General features: G+C 34.4%; 17 protein-coding genes. 6 read left to right on the plus strand and 11 right to left on the minus strand.

Annotated elements, in window-relative coordinates; translation table 11 throughout:
- Positions 1–22: 22 nt before the first annotated feature.
- The 4 genes from EZ428_RS21830 (at position 23) to EZ428_RS21845 (ending at position 3,293) form a co-directional block, all read left to right on the plus strand.
- Complete coding sequence (locus tag EZ428_RS21830) at positions 23–529, plus strand: hypothetical protein (protein WP_131555464.1); 507 nt, start codon at positions 23–25, stop codon at positions 527–529.
- Between the two features lie 166 nt (positions 530–695).
- On the plus strand, positions 696–1,205 hold the full coding sequence (locus EZ428_RS21835) for a hypothetical protein (protein ID WP_131555465.1): 510 nt from the start codon (positions 696–698) through the stop codon (positions 1,203–1,205).
- A 245-nt stretch (positions 1,206–1,450) separates the two neighbouring features.
- On the plus strand, positions 1,451–1,813 hold the full coding sequence (locus EZ428_RS21840) for a BlaI/MecI/CopY family transcriptional regulator (protein ID WP_131555466.1): 363 nt from the start codon (positions 1,451–1,453) through the stop codon (positions 1,811–1,813).
- A 4-nt stretch (positions 1,814–1,817) separates the two neighbouring features.
- Entirely contained in the window at positions 1,818–3,293 is a 1,476-nt protein-coding gene (locus EZ428_RS21845; RefSeq protein WP_131555467.1) for a M56 family metallopeptidase, read from the plus strand.
- Positions 3,294–3,366: 73 nt separating this feature from the next.
- Here EZ428_RS21845 and nudK read toward each other — a convergent pair whose 3' ends face one another.
- The 7 genes from nudK to EZ428_RS21880 all read right to left on the minus strand — a co-directional run bounded on the left by nudK (position 3,367) and on the right by EZ428_RS21880 (position 11,615).
- On the minus strand, positions 3,367–3,945 hold the full coding sequence (gene nudK / locus EZ428_RS21850; RefSeq protein ID WP_131555468.1) for a GDP-mannose pyrophosphatase NudK: 579 nt from the start codon (positions 3,943–3,945) through the stop codon (positions 3,367–3,369).
- Between the two features lie 541 nt (positions 3,946–4,486).
- Positions 4,487–7,135: a carboxypeptidase regulatory-like domain-containing protein gene (locus tag EZ428_RS21855; protein ID WP_131555469.1), complete on the minus strand. Its 2,649-nt coding sequence runs from the start codon at positions 7,133–7,135 to the stop codon at positions 4,487–4,489.
- Positions 7,132–8,097: a GLPGLI family protein gene (locus EZ428_RS21860; protein ID WP_131555470.1), complete on the minus strand. Its 966-nt coding sequence runs from the start codon at positions 8,095–8,097 to the stop codon at positions 7,132–7,134. Before EZ428_RS21860 ends, EZ428_RS21855 begins: the two co-directional genes overlap by 4 nt.
- A 111-nt stretch (positions 8,098–8,208) precedes the next feature.
- Positions 8,209–9,183, minus strand: coding sequence for a GLPGLI family protein (locus EZ428_RS21865; protein ID WP_131555471.1), 975 nt, complete (start codon positions 9,181–9,183; stop codon positions 8,209–8,211).
- Between the two features lie 177 nt (positions 9,184–9,360).
- Complete coding sequence (locus EZ428_RS21870; RefSeq protein WP_131555472.1) at positions 9,361–10,572, minus strand: hypothetical protein; 1,212 nt, start codon at positions 10,570–10,572, stop codon at positions 9,361–9,363.
- A gap of 288 nt (positions 10,573–10,860) precedes the next feature.
- On the minus strand, positions 10,861–11,316 hold the full coding sequence (locus EZ428_RS21875) for a hypothetical protein (protein ID WP_131555473.1): 456 nt from the start codon (positions 11,314–11,316) through the stop codon (positions 10,861–10,863).
- 2 nt (positions 11,317–11,318) lie between these two features.
- On the minus strand, positions 11,319–11,615 hold the full coding sequence (locus tag EZ428_RS21880) for a hypothetical protein (protein ID WP_131555474.1): 297 nt from the start codon (positions 11,613–11,615) through the stop codon (positions 11,319–11,321).
- A 517-nt stretch (positions 11,616–12,132) separates the two neighbouring features.
- On the opposite strand from EZ428_RS21880, the gene rplU reads away from it, so the two are divergent.
- Positions 12,133–12,444 (plus strand): 50S ribosomal protein L21, encoded by a 312-nt coding sequence (gene rplU / locus EZ428_RS21885; protein WP_055133669.1) that lies wholly within the window; start codon positions 12,133–12,135, stop codon positions 12,442–12,444.
- Positions 12,445–12,502: 58 nt separating this feature from the next.
- Positions 12,503–12,952 (plus strand): 50S ribosomal protein L27, encoded by a 450-nt coding sequence (rpmA, locus tag EZ428_RS21890; RefSeq protein WP_131555475.1) that lies wholly within the window; start codon positions 12,503–12,505, stop codon positions 12,950–12,952.
- 235 nt (positions 12,953–13,187) lie between these two features.
- Here rpmA and EZ428_RS21895 read toward each other — a convergent pair whose 3' ends face one another.
- From EZ428_RS21895 to rnr, 4 genes are read right to left on the minus strand one after another with little or no spacing between them, the layout of a single operon-like run.
- Positions 13,188–14,150 carry a polyprenyl synthetase family protein gene (locus EZ428_RS21895; protein WP_131555476.1) on the minus strand — a complete coding sequence of 321 codons (963 nt, stop codon included), beginning with the start codon at positions 14,148–14,150 and terminating at the stop codon, positions 13,188–13,190.
- A gap of 3 nt (positions 14,151–14,153) precedes the next feature.
- Positions 14,154–15,344 carry a carboxypeptidase-like regulatory domain-containing protein gene (locus tag EZ428_RS21900; protein ID WP_131555477.1) on the minus strand — a complete coding sequence of 397 codons (1,191 nt, stop codon included), beginning with the start codon at positions 15,342–15,344 and terminating at the stop codon, positions 14,154–14,156.
- Between the two features lie 8 nt (positions 15,345–15,352).
- Positions 15,353–16,537: a carboxypeptidase-like regulatory domain-containing protein gene (locus tag EZ428_RS21905; protein ID WP_131555478.1), complete on the minus strand. Its 1,185-nt coding sequence runs from the start codon at positions 16,535–16,537 to the stop codon at positions 15,353–15,355.
- 3 nt (positions 16,538–16,540) lie between these two features.
- The gene (rnr, locus tag EZ428_RS21910) at positions 16,541–18,682 is read right to left on the minus strand and encodes a ribonuclease R (RefSeq protein WP_131555479.1); all 2,142 of its coding nucleotides are present in this window, start codon (positions 18,680–18,682) and stop codon (positions 16,541–16,543) included.
- Between the last annotated feature and the right edge of the window lie 211 nt (positions 18,683–18,893).

The following is an 18,893-nucleotide window of genomic DNA, read 5'->3' on the forward strand; positions in this document are numbered from 1 at the left end:
TTTAAATATATAAATAAGAGATATGACGAGTAGAGGAAAAAAGATATTTTTAGCCTTATCCATTATTGTTCCTTTTGTAATTTATTGCGTTATTTACTACGCACCAATTATTCGCAATGCACCATTTAAGGCTAAGGAATTTGTTTCTTTAGAGTATAAGTGGGGAGCAGGAAACAACTTAGAAAATTCATATAATTCTGCCACAGGCGAATATAGGTATTACAATAATGAAGATTCATTAATTGTAACTAAGGTCATGTTGACTGAAAGAGATAAAAAATTCTTAGATAGCAATGCTGATGAGCAAGGTTTTTGGAATTTACCAGATGTTGTGGCAAACGATGAAAACGATTTAAAAAATTCGAAGGCTGTACGTTATTTCATGAAGTTTAATTACGAGACAAAATCTAAGGAAGTTACTTATTTGTCTGATTTTAATGGCAACCCTAAAATGAAAGATGCCGCGGCTCAAATGCAAAAAATCATTGAGCAAAGTATTATTGATGCTGAGGAAAAAGCGAAAAAGTGAGAAGTCCGAAAGTCCGAAGATATTGGAGTTTAGGGTTTTCGACGTTAAGGTTGGGAAATGATGGTTAGTTAAGTTAACAATTATTCTATCCGACTTGTCTTTACTGAATCTGGACTTATCGGACTTTCTGACCAATGAACCATTGAACTACTGAACCATTAAACCAATGAACTTCATAAAGAAAAACATATCCTTAATTGCTACCGTTGCCGTTATCTTAATTGCTGGGGTTGGAGGTTACTACTTGATTAATTTAAAACGAGGACCTTATGCTGCTTCAACTTTTATTTCTGTTAGCTATAAATGGGGGGTAGGAGATACGTTAGCAAATAGTTATCATTCTGCCACAGGCGATTATCAATACTTGGACAACAGAGATCAGCTTGTTAAAAAAGTGGTCAAGCTTCGTAGTAATAACATCATCTTTATTCACAGTAAGGCAAATGAACTTGATATCTGGAGCTTGCCTGATGTAATTGCCAATAAAAACGAAGACTTAAATAGTAAAAAAGTCTTACGGTATGAAATGGTTTTTAACTACGAAAAGAAGACAAAAAAAATTGTTTTAATGACAGATTATGATGAAGATATAGCTGTTGCAGATAGGGCAGATCAACTTCAAAAAATAATCAAGCAGACCATTGATGAGGTTGAAGATAGGTATGCTAAACCTTAAGAGGTTTTTTGGATCGTTACTCACCATAGAAATAATTTTAGCATCAAGAAATTTGAAACATATAAGAGATTATAAGTGCATATAAGTTTGCACACTCACTTATATTCCGAAACAGAACGTGAAAACTGTTTATCTTTTGTCTTTGGGTATGTATTTTATCTTCAAAGGATTACTTAACATATCTTAACATTTTCAGTTTGTTAAATCATTTAATATTTCGTATATTTACGATATATTCGTAAATAATGGAGAAGTTAACACTACAGGAAGAAGAAGCGATGTTGGCCATTTGGCAAGTTGGTGCAGGGTTTATTAAAGACTTTATGGATGCAATGCCAGAGCCAAAACCGCCCTATACAACTTTAGCATCAACCGTAAAAAATCTAGAACGTAAAGGTTTCCTTAAGAGCGAGCGTTATGCAAATGCTAATCGTTACAGTGCAAAAGTTAAGGAAGCGGAGTATAAAAAACGTTTCATGAATGGCTTTGTAAATAATTATTTCCAAAGTTCTTATAAAGAATTAGTTGCCTTTTTTGCAAAGGATAACAAGATCAGTGCAGATGAATTGAAAGAAATAATCAATCTAATCGAGAACCCAAAAAAATAAGGTCATGCCACATTTTTTTATCATTCTGCTTAAGATAAATCTGGTGCTCATTTTATTTGCAGCAGCTTATTATCTTATTCTTCGCCGCTTAACATTTTATGTGATTAATCGCATTTTTTTGGCATTTGGTATTCTTTTCGGCACCATTTATCCTTTTATAGATTTAACTGATTTTTTTCATAAACAAAGTCCACAAGTAGCAGCCCTTGTACCAGAAGTGAAACAGTTGGTGCCAACTAGTTTTATTGACCAATATTGGCAATGGATTGCTGCATTGTTTTATGTTGGTGTATTTGTAATGGCTTTTAGGTTAATTGTTCAATTTGTTTCCCTTTACAGCATGCATAAAAAGTCTGCTCCAGGTTCTGTGGCAAACTTTGAAGTAAGGATTTTAAATGAACCAGTTAGTCCGTTCTCATTCTGGCAAACTGTTTACATCAACCCATCTTTACATCAAGAAAGAGAATTACAAACCATTTTAGAGCATGAGCAGATTCACGTTAAGGAATGGCACTCGTTGGATATTATTTTGGCAGAATTAAGCGTGGTTTTTTATTGGTTTAATCCAGGGGTTTGGCTAATGAAAAAGGCTGTTAAAGAAAACTTAGAGTTTATAACGGATGAGAAAATCTTAAAAAAAGGTGTAGATAAAAAAGCCTATCAATACAGTCTGTTAGATGTTGGGAATTTAGTTCCAGCCGTAGAAATTGTAAATAACTTTAACCTTTCTGATTTAAAGAAACGCATAAAAATGATGAATGCTAAACGTTCATCTAAATTAACTTTAAGTCGTTACATGTTCGTTTTGCCTGTTTTATTGTTAACCACATTGGCCTTTACGGTTTCTAAAAAAGATGTTAAAAAACACCTTGCTCCAATAAAACAAGCATTAATTTATGCAAGAATTATAGAAAAAGACGAAACTCCGATAGTTGAGAAAAAGCAAATTGTTAAAAAGAAATCTGCTGTTAAAACAATTGATATTATTAAGGATACCGCCTCCTTAAAGTTTGATTTTATAGTAAATACCATTAATATCATAACAGATTCTGCCTATTCATCTTTACCAGATCTAACCCCAGAAAAAGCCTTTATTATTGCAAGAAAGGGAGAGTTGCCGGCTAATATAAAAGGGAGAGTTTCTGGAATGTTTATGCTCAAAACAGATTCTTTAAGTGATAATGGAGAACCAAAAATTGAAAATATATCTATTAGGTTGCATGGTACAGAATTACCTAAAACGCTTGCCGGAAAACCTCATGCTGAAACGGTTATTGTTAGGGGTTTTAAAACAGGCACAAAATTACCAGATAGTGCAATGAAGAGAACAAACGCTACTATTTTTTTAAATGGACAAAAAATTAGTCAAGAAGATTTCAATAAAGTAAATCCATCTGAAATAAAGAATGTAACCATTCAAAGAAGTAAATCTTTAGATGAGGTTAGTGTTGTAGGATATGGCAAAAAAACTAATCCATAAAATTAACCTGTATTATTAGTAAGTATTCCCAATCAAGTTGGGAATGACGACTTTTCAAAATATTATTCACGGATTATAATATGTTTTTTAGCTTGATGTATTGTAAAAGCATAATTGTCTTGGCGTCCTTTATTTCGCCATTATCTAATAGCTGCATTGCCTCATCAATCGGTAGTTCTAAAACTTCTATGTTTTCTTCTTCCCCTTCTGCACCACCACCATCATTAATTTTCATTTCATTTGAATACTCGGCGATGAAAAAATAAAGCTTTTCGGTAACTGAACCGGGTGACATGTAGACTTCATAAATTTTACGAACGTCCTTAATTTTATAACCAGTTTCTTCTTCGGTTTCGCGTTTAATGCAATCTTCTGGATTGTCTTTATCTAATAAACCAGCACAAGCTTCTATCAACATTCCATCTTCATTACCATTTACAAATGTTGGCAATCTAAATTGTTTGGTTAAAATTACGGTTTGCTGAGTGGTGTTATAGAGTAAAATTGCTGCACCATTGCCTCTGTCGTAAACTTCACGTGTTTGTTGTTGATGAGTTCCATCCTTTTTTAAGTACTCATAAGTTAGTTTTTTAAGGATATACCAATTGTCTGAAAGCAGCTCTGTTTTTAAAATTTTTACGTCTTTTATCATCGTTATTTAATTGCGTTAAATGTAGTAAAGTTTAAAGTTTTTTGCAGCGATTTTTTACCACAGATGCACACAGATAAACACTGATTAATACATCTGTTTTTTAACTATGCAAGGAAACCATGAATAGTTTTCCTATCCTGTGTATCATAAACCTGACCGAAGCGCAAAACCCACAGACGGTCCCGATTTATCGGGAGAGGCGAGGATTTGTAGCAAAGGGCAGGACTGACGTTGAAATGGAATACTTTACTTGCTTTTCCAAAGGTTCCCGCAGATGACACTGATTGCGCAGGTTGTATTTTAATACGTTTTATTAAGATTGAGAATTGTTGCTCAGTTCTTATCAGCGGTTTAGCAAGTAGTACTTGTTCTGTGTCTTTTCTGCGTAAACTGTTTAATCGCAGATGGGAGCCGAGAAATAAATTCAGGGTGACGGATGTGTAGGAAAAAAAGCCCTTCAACTTTACAGTTTCAGGGCTTCTCCATTGTTTGTGTGGTTTATTAACTATTAACTATTATTTCGCCCATCCAGGCTAATAACCTAAAAATTAAATGTTGCTTTCATCATTGCTACTCTTCCTGGAATATAATAAGTGCCTGATGAAAAAGAGTTGGCCGAAAGGTAATTGGCTTCAAATTTTTTGATGTTTGCCAAGTTTGTTACACCAAATTCTAAATCTGTTTTTAATTTTTGAACTCTGTACCTCACATTGAAATCAGCGAATAGATATTTTAGATCTGGTTGTGTAGTTTGATGTGTAAATATATGCTCCGCAGACAAAGTCATGAATACGCTTTTAAACGCTGTTGCAGTTATCGATGATTGCTGTCTAAGTTGTTGATTGTTGTTTTTTATTGCACTTGCACTGGTGGTTTTATTGGTGCTAATGGCATAAGTGGCATTGTAAGACCAATTGATGAAGTTATTTATCTTAGAATCGATCCCTGCTTTATATGCTAGAGATTGAGAAGTGAAAGGTAATAATTCGTTGTTTTGCAATTGCTCAAATGTGGCTTGGTTAAAACTTGCACCAACGTTTACTGTACTTCTTAAGTTGAAAAGATATTTACTTGCATTTGCAGCAAAAGCTAAGCTTTTCATGTCGTTTGGCAATGATATAACTACCCGTTGTTGAATGTTGTTAGATAGATTATAAGATGATATGGTATTTACGGTAGAAGTGGTATAATTTGCGCTTAGGTTAAAGAAAAACATTTGCATCGCCTTGCGGAAATTAAAAGCTCCTCCAACAGATTGAGATTTACTTTCTGTTATTGGGGCATCATTTGCAAATAATGATCGGTAGTTCTTTAAAATGGTTCCAAGATAAACATCATCAATACCACCTAAGCTGTTGTTAAAGCTATAACTAGCAGTTACGTAATTTTCTATACCTGTTTGGTATTTAAGGCTTAATGATGGATTTACAAATATCCTGTTCAAATTTTTATCTAAGCCTTTGGTTTCATCGGCATAGCTGATGTAATTGTAACTTATAGGTAAACCAAGGCTTGCTTTAAAGTTGCCAGAGTTGTATTCGTAAGTGGCATCGGTATAGAATTTACTTTTTAACCACGCTAGATTATTGGTCATTTGAGATGATACCAATTCAGTACTTCCGCTATTTTGTACACGATACAATTCTGAGCCTAACTCTTGATGTTGTACATTAAAGCCAACTCTATAAGTCTGCGTAAATTTGTTTTTTACAAAAGCAAATGCTGTGTAATTGTTGGTATACCAAGTAGGTAATTTCACATACTGATTTAGACCTGCAAACGGTTGGTTATTGTTTAATATGGCTTCATTTAGCCCTGGATTAATGTTTAATACCTCAGGTTGGGTTGTTCTACTGATGAAAGAGAAAAAATTAAAGGTGTTTTCTGATTTTAATTTTTTACGATAACTCAACTCATTAGAGATCTCAAAGTTTTTCTGGCTTAAAGCTTGGTTTGCGCCAATCCCATTAGTAACTATACTAGAAGCGGTGTTATTTAAACTGTAATTGGTAACTAGGTTATTGCTGAAATAATGGTCATCAGCATTAGCCAAAACATTTAATTTAGCTTGAAACTTTTGGGGATTAATTGCGTTTTGTTGCAGTTCGTTATAAGTAATTGTTTGACCAGAAAGATATGTCTCAGAGAATTTACTGTATTGTTGGTCTCTTTGGTCGTACAGATAGGCAACATTTGCTTTTACTTGCAACTCCTCGCTAAACTTATACAGGTTATTTAAGTTTGCCAATCCGGCCTTATTAAATAATGTTCTTTTTTGTGGTAGGGTAGGTACACCCGCCGCACCTGCAGAAAGAAAACCACTAGGTTTATCATTACCTGAATTAAATGGATTAAAAGATGTTAAATCTATACCTGGATCTATGCCAACATTATTTCCCTTAAGGTTATTGATGAATTTTGTTTTCTTTTTAAACATCATGGCGTTGGCATTACCATCAAACCGATCTGGAGTACCTAAACCAGCTCTTATGTCGCCCATCACTTTTAATTTAGCTTCATCTTTCATTACTAAATTTAGAGCCACGTCGTCACTCATGTTGTTTTTACGGAGCATTTTTATAGGTTGGTCTTTTTCTATCACTTGCACTTTATCTACAGCACCCTGAGGGATGCTTTTGGTACCAATACTGTATTTATCATCCAAAACATTGTCTCCATCAATGTAAAGTGCAGAAATTCCCTTGCCGTTGTAACTAACTTTGCCATCTTCACTCACCTCAATGCCTGGCATTTTTTTAAGTACATCGCCAATTGATCTATCTTGTTTGTCGGCAAAATCAGAAGTTTTATAGCTCAGGGTATCACCATTTACACTCAGGGCAGGGCGATTTTTTACAACTACTGTTTTGAGGTTAATCTCGCTATCTTTCATTACTAAATCGTAAACTTTAGCTAAGTCGGTAACCACCATGATTTTTTTCTCATAGCCAATAGTTGTTGCTTCTATAGTTAAATCCTTGTTTTCTTCGGTAAATGATAAAGTGAAGTTTCCTTTATCATCCGTTCTTGTAAAACTTAAGATGTTGCCTTCCTTGTCTTTTAAATTTACATTGGCAGATACGACAGGGGCTCCTTTTGTATCTTTAACCTTTCCCTTAATTTGTTTCTGCGCAAAGGCGGATGCAAATCCAAATAAGAAAAATGATAGGGTGATGATTAAGGCTCTCATTTTGTTTCAGGTAATTCAATAGGATTATTAACTACAATTTTAATGGGAGCACCACCACCTGTACCTCCAACAGTTCTTCTTATGCCTGTTCCGGCAGCCATTGTAACTCCTTGAGCAGCCATTTGTGCATTCATGAATCCTTGTGGATCTTTATCTCTGGCTTCTTTAAGCTTATCTAATTCTTTTCTAGTGGTTTTTACAGCATCTGCTGGAAGTTTAACTTCTGCGCCTAAATAAGTTGTGCCCACATCTAAGCCTACAATTTTTACAGTACCAGGACCACCGCCTGGAACATTTATTTTTGGATCATTTTTAGCAGCCGCTTTTACATCTTCTTCTTTTACATTTTCAAAACCAGCAAATTTGAATTGAACTGTTCTGGTTTCGTCATAAGCTTCAACAATTAATCCAGGTAGGCCATTTAATTTCCAAGGTCCGCTTTGAAAAGGTAGGTCAGGAGCAAACCAAGCCGTCCAGTTTCTGCCTTTAAAATGAGCCGTAGCTTTTTGACAATGGACACCTGACAGACTTGTGGTGTCTTTAGCTATCTTCCAGCCTATTTTAGGTACATCTTCTTCAACCAAGTAATTGGTAACCAAACGCTCTTTTGTATAAAACTTATTTTCATTTACAAAATAGAAATAATCAAGGTCTGATACTCGGTTTGAACCTGTTCTATTGATATTGATGCTGAAATTATTAGAACCAGCTTGGTTTTTCATCTGTTCTGCAATGGCTTTTTGGGTTTCTAAATCACGATTTATTTTATCGTAACTGGTGTAAACAGAAGCGTTTTTGCCAATAACCAAGAGCATATTCTCCGTATAGGGTTTATCTTTTTGTGTGGTGTCTTGTAGGTGCGTAAAGCTATATCTTACTCTTGCTAAAGCTTTGTCTGGATTTTGTGCAAAGGCAGCTACTGTAGTTGCCAATGCTAAAAAAGTGGTTAAAAAGGTTTTCATGTTATGTTTGTTTGGTTTTTTAATATTTTATTTATTGGCGCCTCTTTCCCGTGCATCCCGATAGCTATCGGGACGAGCTGGCAATGACGCTAACTAAAGCCAAGTCATTTCTTATTTCTTCTCAGGTAACTCAATAGGGTTATTCAATACAATTTTTGGTAAAGTTGGGCCAGCAGGTCTGGACATGGCAACACCTGTTACAGTGATGATACCTTCGTTACTACCAGCCATTTGAGTTTTCATAAATCCCTGCGGGTCTTTATCTCTGGCTTCTTTTAGTTTGTCTAGCTCTTGTCTGCTTGCTTTTATCGCATCTGCGGGAAGTTTAATTTCATTTCCCAAATATGGACTAACACTATTTACGCCACCAGCTCCACCACTGAATACTGCAACACCCCCATCTGAAACGGTTACTTGGGTTCCACTGCTTACACTTGTTTTTGTAGGCTCGTTTTGAGCCTCACTCACATTTTCCATTCCTGCGAATTGAAAGGAAACAGTCTTTGTATCATCGTAAGCTTCGATAATTAAACCAGGTAAACCATTTAACTTCCAAGGTCCACTCTGGAAAGGTAATTCTGTAGCGTACCAGGCCGTCCATTTTCTACCTTTAAAAGTTGCAGTAGCTTTTTGGCAATGAACCCCAGAAAAACTGGTGGTGTCTTTTGTAATTTTCCAATTGACTTTTGTGGTTGGCTCTTCTACCAAATAGTAATTGTAAACTCGTTCTTTAGTGTAAAACTTGTTCTCTTTAGCGAAGTAGAAATAGTCTGTTGAAGAAGTAGGGGTGTAACCTGTGCTTTTAACAGTAATACTTACATTAGCATTACCAGCTTGATTTTTCATTTGTTCTTCTATCTGCTTTTTTCTCGCTAAGCTTTGGTTGATTTTATCGTAACTCGTATAAACGGAAGCATTTTTACCAACTAGCAAAAGCATGTTCTCTTTATAAGGTCTGTCTTTTTGAGTAGTGTCTTGTATGTGAGTGAAATTGTAACTCACTCTGGTTAATGCCTTGTCAGGATTTTGGGCAAATGAAACTGTGCTTATAGACAGGGCTAATATTGTAGTCAGTAAAGTTTTCATATTAATTTGATTAGTTGTAATTAATTATTCGTAAATCTACGATTATTTCGTAATACTAAAAATGATTTAACACTTTTTAACGCATGGAGATTTTTTATGCGGTTAGAGAGGGAGGGTTAGTGTTTGGATGAGATTTAGTGTATGGCACACGTGACACGCGTGCGCCAGCGAGGGTTTTTAGAATGACACTTGAACCCTAAAGTACAAATCTTTATAATCCATGAAATCTTCATAAACCAATCCTGTAGTAATTCGATGTATAGGAGATTTATAATTTAGGTTAATAGATTTAAGTATTTCTGCTTTGTAATTTATTTGATTGTCAAATATTGAGGAAGTTAGTATAGTACTAATCTTTAGTTTGGAAAACCATTTGAATGCATATAAATGCGGTCCGATTTTTTCTTGCCCGTTAATTAAGTAATCTAGTCCAGCTCCAAGTCCAAAATTATTTTTCAGATTTAACCCGTATTTAATTTGATGATTTTGAAATCTATTGTTTACTTTATCTATGTCGAGTTTCCTGTTTTGATAGTTGTATGCAATAAAGTCAGAAAAATTAGATTTTTTATAGAATATATTCCATTTCGAGGTTTGGAGATTCAAGTGTTGAAATCCATTTTTGTCAAAGTTGTATTGTAAACCGATGCCAGAATTTACTTGCATTTTTCCTATAAATGACGCATTATACGAAGTGTAAAACCCAAATGGCAATCTGTTTGCTCCACTATACCCTAATTCTAAAGAATTTGAAATATAACAAGCTATACCTATCCCTCCCGAATTATAACAGCCATTTTTTGGCAAGTCGTTTTTAAATGTCGTGTACGTTTCTTGTAGATTTAATTTGTCAGAAAGATTTTTTATGAAATTTAAGATTATTAATGCTTCTGGGATAGAGCCTTGTGAGGTTGGTGTCCAATAGCTTTTTAGCCAATAAGTTTTTTTGTCAGAATGTTCAATTGTATAGGTGATTCCATCAGCACCTTTCTTCCAATCTTCTATCTTATTATCAGATGGTAAATTTAAAATCCTAGAATTGAGGATAATGTTGTAAACACTTTTTGCTTGTTCGGGAGATAAAGTTATTTTACTGAATAATGTATCTGTTTTATCTCTATTTGCTTTTTTTTTGTGATATATGTAGTTCGTTATATTACCATTAATACTAGAACTATCTTTTGTGATTTCAATTATTTGTCCATGATTCCGAAATCTAAAATTAAATTCATCTGGAGATTTTTCAAGGTCCTTTAAATTTAAAGTTTTTTGAAACTCTTTGTTACTCTTAAACCAATAAGCGGTATCACCTTCTATTTTTTTTATTTGAGAAAATGCAATTTGAAACGATAATAAAAATAGAAGTAAGGTTGTTTGCAGTTTCTTCACAATCTTGTAGTTATTATCTAATTGATGCTTTTTTTATAGATATGATGTAGATAAAGTAATTATTCCATAAGGATTTTAAGTACTATATGTTTAAGGATTTGCAGTTTACACCATGGTGGTAGTGTCGGCTAGGGTAGCAGCTAACGTTGAAGCATTGGCGTTGTGGCGGAAATAGTATTTCTTCAGCCATATATAGCACAAAAGCTAACTAGTAGTGCAATGTTGAGCGTATATTCGTCAGTCGCCATAATGCCAATGCAGTGTTGTGCGTTCGTTTTTTTCTTCTAGTTAATATACTGTTCCATTAAAAGTATGTGTACAGCAGTCGCAGTAATGTTTCAAGTCTGCTGGTTTTAATGTGAGGTTTGTCAACTGTAAAATCCCTTCATCGTCAATATACATTCCTGAAAAGTAAGTCGATTCACTAATTCTAACAAAGTCCTCTTTTTCATTTTGATTTAATGCGACTAACCAAAAAATTGGTTCTGTTTTATCTAATCTTGATTTTGCTTCGCTAAATATTTCATTCCATTCTGAACCAACTTTTGATAGTAAAAATTTAAAAAGTGGCGTATAATCTAAACCTCTTTCTTTTTTACCATACATAGTCCCTTTTGCCTGCTCTAATGTTTCTTGTTTTTTATTTCTTGAATATTTAAAATCTCCTCCGAAATTGTGGTGTACATTTCGTGCTTTGGTATTAACTTTTCTAAAAAGTGGTTCTTTTTGATTATTCCTGTTCATACTCAGTCAATTGTTACACTACCAATAATAATATAGTCAAATTCGTCTGTGTCTTTTGTTACCAATGCACCTCCAACTGTTACAGAGTAATTTTGGGTTAAGGGTCTGAAAGTTGTCTTTTCATATCTTGGTGTAAGTTCGATTAACTTACTTGTAAGTTTCTTACCTGTTATTGGTTTGGTCAGTTCTACTAATAATTTTTGTCCTCCTCTGTCAGAAAGAATTGTTCCAAATAAGTTCCCTTCCCAATCCCAAGGTTCGCTTACTATAATTCTAACGGTCTGTCCCTGTAAACTCATTTGGTGTAGGATGTCGTTTTAAGATGACGCACAACTCAAATATATACGAAACTAATCATTATAAAAAATGCATTTAAATATAGCAAAATGCATTTTTGAGTTACGTTTTCTAAATGGTTGGTATTCGAGTATAATCGTTTATAAACGATTATACACAGATATGATTTGATAATTAATATTTTTTTTGCGTTATGCAACCCCAAATAGTAGTACTAATCTCTGTAAACTAGACCCGTCCCGATAGCTATCGGGAGTAGTGAGTACATAGTGCAGCGAAGTAAAACGTAAAGCAGGACAGGACTTTCCGAAAAAACACAAATTTGCTCTTCTAAAACTTATTTTTCTATCAAAACGATAGGAGAGATTTGATAAATGGCTGTGTCTATCAACCATCAACTCTTGTCCATCAACCTTTCTTGTAAATTATTTTCGTTATCTGTTTGTGTTTGAATAGTATTTATTCTATATTTGCACCTCGATAAAAAAAATAAACAATTTAATAAATAATTATTTAACAATGTACGCAATAGTAAATATAGCAGGACAGCAATTCAAAGTTGCAAAAGACCAGCACCTTTTTGTACACCGTTTACAAGGAGATGAAGGCGCTAGTATTGAATTTGACAATGTATTGTTGGTTGATAATGGTGGTAAAATTACAGTAGGGGTTCCTGCAGTAAAAGGCGCATCGGTAACAGCTAAAATCGTGTCTCATTTAAAAGGTGATAAAGTAATCGTTTTCAAAAAGAAACGTAGAAAAGGTTACAAAAAGAAAAATGGTCACCGCCAGTATTTCACCAAAATCCAGATTGAGAGTATCACTCTGTAGTTAATTCTTTTGTTTAATTGTAAGTTTGGGTTTCCCAGCTTAAAAAATATAAAATAAAATGGCACATAAAAAAGGAGCCGGTAGTTCTAGGAACGGACGTGAATCGCATAGCAAGCGTCTAGGTATTAAGATCTTTGGTGGTCAAGAAGCTATCGCTGGTAACATTATCGTTCGTCAACGCGGTACAAAACATCACCCAGATAAAGGTGTTGGTATTGGTAAAGACCATACTTTGTTCGCTTTGGTACCTGGTATTGTAACTTTCAAAAAGAAACAAGACAACAAATCTTACGTTTCTGTATTACCTGTAACAGTTGAAGATGCAGCTCCAGTAGCAGCACCTAAAAAGGTTGTAGCTAAAGCTGCTCCAAAAGCAGAAGCTGCACCAGTAGCAACTGAAGAAAAAGAAGCAAAAGCGCCTGCAGCTAAAAAAGAAGTAGCGCCTAAAGCAGCAAAAGCACCTGCAAAAAAAGCAGCTAAAGCTGATGATGCTGAAACAGCAGAATAATATTGTAATTTAATTTACAGCATAAAAAAGCCTCGATAATTTATCGAGGCTTTTTTTGTTTGCCATTTTTTTATAAGGTCTTCGACTCCCGAAAAAATCGGGACAGGTACGCTCAGACTGACATTCATTCTCTTGGTTCCATCAGCTAAAGCAGACGACAATATATTAGACTAACTATCCTTCGACAAGCTCAGGATGACAGCGCCTAATGAACAAATGACACCAGTGAACTAAATTACCTCTCTCTCTCCAGAATCTGCTGCACCAATTCTCTAAACTGATATTTCTTTTCATCAGCAACCGCTAAACTATCTAATGCCTGATTAGCTTTTGTTAGGTATTTGTCCATTTCGGCAGTTGCCAATTCCTTAATATCGTATTTGTTATAAAGACTGGTTACTTCGTTAACTTTGATATCTTGGTCTACAGTAATGCTAGTTAGGCTATCAGATTCATCACCTTGTGCCAAGGTTAATGTTTTTAAATGTAAAAAGGTTTTTTTATTGGCAATGATATCTCCTCCAACTTGTTTGCCGAACTTTTCTGGATTACCATAAACATCTAAAATGTCATCTTGTAATTGAAAGGCAACACCTAAATTTTCTCCGAATTCGTATAATAAATCGGCATCTACAGAATTTGCGCCACCAACTATTGCACCTAATTTCATTGCACCGCCTAATAAAACAGCAGTTTTAAGACGGATCATCTCTAAATATTCACCAATGCTTACGTCGGTACGCTGTTCAAACTCCATGTCTAATTGCTGACCTTCACAGACGCCTTGAGCTGTAGCATTAAAAGTATCTAATACTGGTTTTAGCACTAATAAATCAACCTTTGAAAGGTGCTTGTTAGATTCGACCATCATTACATCCCCACTTAATATCGCATTATTAACGCCCCATTTTTCGTGAACGGTTATTTTTCCCCTGCGTAGGGGAGCATTATCCATGATATCATCATGTACCAAGGTGAAATTATGGAAGGTTTCTATAGCCAATGCCACATCAAGTGCCTTATGAATTTCTGTCGTAAATAATTCTGTAGCCATTAAAACCATCACTGGCCTAATTCTTTTACCTCCTAAACTCATGATATAACGTATAGGTTCGTATAAATCTTTAGGATGATTAGGGTACTCTATATTCGGTATAGCTTCTTCTATAATTTGTTGTAGTTGTATTGGACTGTGCATTGTTTATGGGTTAGTCATGGTGCCAAAAGCAGATTTGCTTTCCATCATTTTGATGAATGAATCTTCTAAGGCGGTTTGTTTTACAATTGGATTGTTCTTCCAAAATTCTGCATCATATTTAATGGAGAGAATGGTTTTTTGATCTTGAGTTTTAGAATCCAGAGATCGATAATTTTGTTTTTTTAAACTTTCATCAACCTTAAAAATAGTTAATAAAGAGTTTACATTGATATTAGCTAGCGACTTTCCATAGTTAATTGAAAGAGTGAGTTTTGTAGAGATACTTTCAAGGACTGGATATTCTTTATCATCTCCATTAAAAGTTGCAACGGTGTTTAAAAAAGGAGGGATTTTTACTATGGTTGTTGGGAAATCCATAGGAATACTAAAAATATCATTCTCTAATCTATATATTTTAAAATCTCTTGTACCCACGTAATAGGTAGAGTTTACATAAAATAACTTTCTCCTCGGACTTTTGAATTTACAAGTTATCACTGCAATATCTTGGTTTGGTTGTTCGATGTATTTTTCGATGGAAATTTCATATTCTTTTAATGTGTACAAATTTATGAATTTCCCTTCCTGCTCTGGCAATAATACACCACTAAAAATTAAGGTTAGAAAAGATTGATTGGCAATGGCAAATTCGCCTTGTTCGGTGTCTTCTGCAAATCGTGTTTGTTTAACTATCCAGCCTTTTGCAGCTTTAGTGTTCCATTTCAAATCGTAAAACATCTCATAAACCTTGCTAGGCTTATTGTTAATGCTAGTTAATTGCCTGTAAAAAGCATTAGCGTAGATTTGCTTGCCAGCATTGTCTTTTGCTTTTTTTAATGCTGCTTTTATTAAGTTTTCTGCTTTGTTAGCATCTATTACTACTTCGTTTAAGTTTGTTACAGCAGGTTTTAGCTTAATTATTAGCTTAGATGGGTTAGGCTGTATGAAGTTGGTTTCTCCCAATAGATAGCTAACATGGCTAAATCTTACTTTTGCGGGATAGCTTTCAACCTTAATTACAAATTCTCCATTTTCATTGGTTACTGTAGCTAAATTTGTTCCTGTTATACCTAGGGATACAAAAGCAATTCCTTTTCCTGTGGTTGCATCAACAACAACTCCTTGTATGTTTTGGGCAGAGAGTTGAAAGACAAATAAAATTAAACTCGAGAAAAGGAAAAAACACTTCTTCATTGATTTTTCTATGGATTAGTCATGGTGCCAAAAGCAGATTTGCTTTCCATCATTTTAATAAAAGAACCCTCTAATGTGGTTTGCTTAACAATTGGATTGTTTCTCCAAAATGCAGCATCGTATCTTATAGATTCTATCACACTTTTATCTTGAGTTTTTCTGTTTAACGTTTCGAACTGTTGATTCTTTAGATTGTCATCAATATTAAAAATGGTTAATAGCGAGCTTACAGAGGTGTTCAAATTCTGACGGCCAGTTTTAAGACTTAAATTTAATTTGGTAGAAACACTTTCTAGAACAGGGAAAAGACGCCCAAAACCATTAAATGTAGCAATTGTAGTTGCTAGTGGTGGATATTTTGGAGTAGCTTCTGAAAACTTCATTGGTAAATTAAATAAGCTGTTTTCTAATCTATAAATACCATAATCATCCATTCCGATATAATAGATTGAATTAACGTAATAAGTATTTCTATTCCCTTTTTTGTATTTACACGTTACTACTGCAATCTTTTGATTTTCTTGTTCGATGTATTTATCAATTGATATTTCATAATCGGCAAGGGTTACTAAACTTACAAATTTACCACCTTTTTCTGGTAAGAGATAACCAGAATATAAAAATGTTAAATAAGACTGATTGCTCATTGAAAAAGCTACTTCTTCATTTGATTCTGCAAATCTACTTTGTTTGGCTACCCAACCTTGTACTCTTCTTGTGGTCCATTGCAGGTCGTAGAATAATTCATAAATCTGGCTTGGCTTATTGTTAACAGTTGTTAATTGCCTATAGAAAGCGTTGGCATAGAAATTTATGCTAGCAAAACCTTTCGCTTTTTCGAGTGCTGCCCTAACTAGTCTTTGCCCTTTGTAAGGATCTATGGTAACTTCATTAAGCGTAATGCTAGCAGGTTTTAGTTTTACAACCAAGCTAGCCTGACTTTCATTTAATATTAAATCTGCTAAAAGATAGCTAACGTGACTACATCTTAATTTTGCAGGGTAATTGGTTACCCTTAATACGAAATCGCCACTTTCATTACTTACAGTGGCGCTATTAGTTCCTAAAATACCAACAGATACAAAGGGGATACCTGCTCCAGTAAGTTCATCTATTATTTTACCTTGTAAAACTTGAGCTTTAACAAAGTTTATAAATGAGATAAAAAAAATGAATAAAAACAGTCTTTTCATTGCTTAGTCTTGTATCAGTGAAAAGTCTATTTGGCGTTTTGAAAGGTCTACTTTTTTAACCTTTACCTGTACTTCATCTCCTAATTGGTATTTTTTATGTTTTCGTTGACCAACAATGCAGTAATTTTTCTCATCCCAAACATAAAAATCATCAGTAATATCTCTCAAGCGAATCATTCCTTCACATTTATTCTCAGAAATTTCTACATACATTCCCCATTCGGTAACACCCGATATAATTCCAGTGTAAATACTTCCGATATTCCCTTCTAAAAATTCTGCTTGTTTATACTTAATGGAAGCTCTTTCTGCATCGGAAGCACGTTTTTCCATAGCAGATGAGTGAGAACTTGCAGTTTCATATTCTTCGGCATTTGCCGAACGGCCACCATCTAAGTATAAAGCCAAAAGGCGATGCACCATGACATCGGGATAACGGCGAATAGGAGAGGTGAAATGCGTATAATGGTCAAAAGCTAAGCCATAATGACTTGTTTTTTTTGTGGTATAAATTGCCTTGGCCATGGAACGAATAGCCAACTGTGTTAACATATTCTGTTCTTTTTTACCTTCAACATCTTCCATTAAAAAGTTTAATGACTTAGCGATATCTTTATCTGTTTTGGTATTAATTTTATAACCAAAACGAGAAGCAAAGGCAGCAAAGTTATTTAAGTTTTCTAAGTTTGGAGAATCGTGTGAACGATAAACAAATGTATATTTGTTCTTTCCGTTGCCTTTTTTGGCAATAAATTCGGCCACTTTTTTGTTTGCCAACAACATAAAATCTTCAATTAACTTATGTGCATCCTTACGTTCCTTTACATAAACGCCAATCGGTTTTCCACGTTCATCAAGTTTAAATTTAACCTCTGTGCTTTCGAAACTGATGGCTCCATTTTTAAACTTCCTATCACGTAAAATATAAGCTAGTTCATTCAGTTTTAAAATTTCCTCAGCGTAATCACCTGCTTTTGCTTCAATAACTTCTTGGGCTTCTTCGTAACTGAAACGTCTATCAGAATGGATAGTTGTTCTGCCAAACCATTCACTTTTAATGTTTGCTTCGCTATCTAATTCAAAAACAGCAGCAAAACATAATTTATCTTCATTTGGACGCAATGAACATACACCATTGCTCAGTCTTTCTGGTAACATTGGTATAACTCTATCTACTAAATAGACTGATGTAGCACGCTCGTAAGCTTCTTTATCTAAGGCACTGTTAGGTTTTACATAATGAGAAACATCAGCGATGTGAACACCAACTTCAAAGTTTCCGTTAGGTAGTTTTTTAAATGAAATGGCATCATCAAAATCTTTTGCATCCGCAGGGTCAATGGTGAAAGTAACGGTGTCTCTAAAATCTTTTCTGTCTTTTTCTTTTATTTCTGCTTCGCTAACTGTTTCTGGAATGGCATTGGCTTCTTTTTCTACTTCAGCAGGAAAACTCAAAGGAAAACCATATTGAGCTAATATGGCATTCATTTCGGTATCGTTTTCGCCCTGTGTGCCTAAAACATTAATTATTTTTCCAATAGGATTTTTAGCGCCTTCGGGCCAATCGGTTATGCTAACTTGTACTTTCTGACCATTTTTGGCGCCATTTAAATCGCTCAAAGGCACAAAAATATCATGCAACATTTTACGGTCATCAGGTATGATAAAAGCAAAACGTTCAGAAACTTTGGCAACCCCAATGAAGTCTGTTTTGGCTCTAGTTATAATTTCTACAATCTCACCTTCATTTCTACGTCCGCTGGTTTTTTTTCCAAATACGTGAACCTTAACAATATCTCCGTGTAAGGCATTGCGCAATTTACGTGGTGCCACGAAAATATCTTTTTCAAACTCATCATCGGGAACAATAAAAGCTGATCCATCAGCGGTCATGTCAACTTTACCAGTTATAAATACTTTTTGTTCTTTTAATCTAAACTTTCCACGTTCTGGGCGAATGAATAAACCATTCTCCGTTTGTTCTACTAATACTTCTAAAATCGTATCAATAGCAGCTTTATCACTTAAATTTAGCTTGGCAGCAACTTGTTTGTGGTTAAGTGCCACATTTTTGTTTTTCTCGAATATATCACTAATCATCTGTGTTAAAACGAGTTTAAATTGAGAATTTTTATTTTTTGCCATAGCTATTTACGTATAATATCGAAGATAGGAAATGTATATTAAGCTTGTAGTATTTTTTCCAATAAATAACGTTTCTATAACACAATTGAAGCGATTTAATTGTTTGAAAAGCAAAGCCTGTTTTTATAGGAAGGTCAGTCCCGCTTTTTGTTTCAATCTTTTTGGCTCTGAAGCCAAAAAGTATTTCCACTTCAATCGGGTTTAAAAATAA

This window comes from Pedobacter frigiditerrae (assembly GCF_004331645.1).
GTDB lineage: Bacteria > Bacteroidota > Bacteroidia > Sphingobacteriales > Sphingobacteriaceae > Pedobacter > Pedobacter frigiditerrae.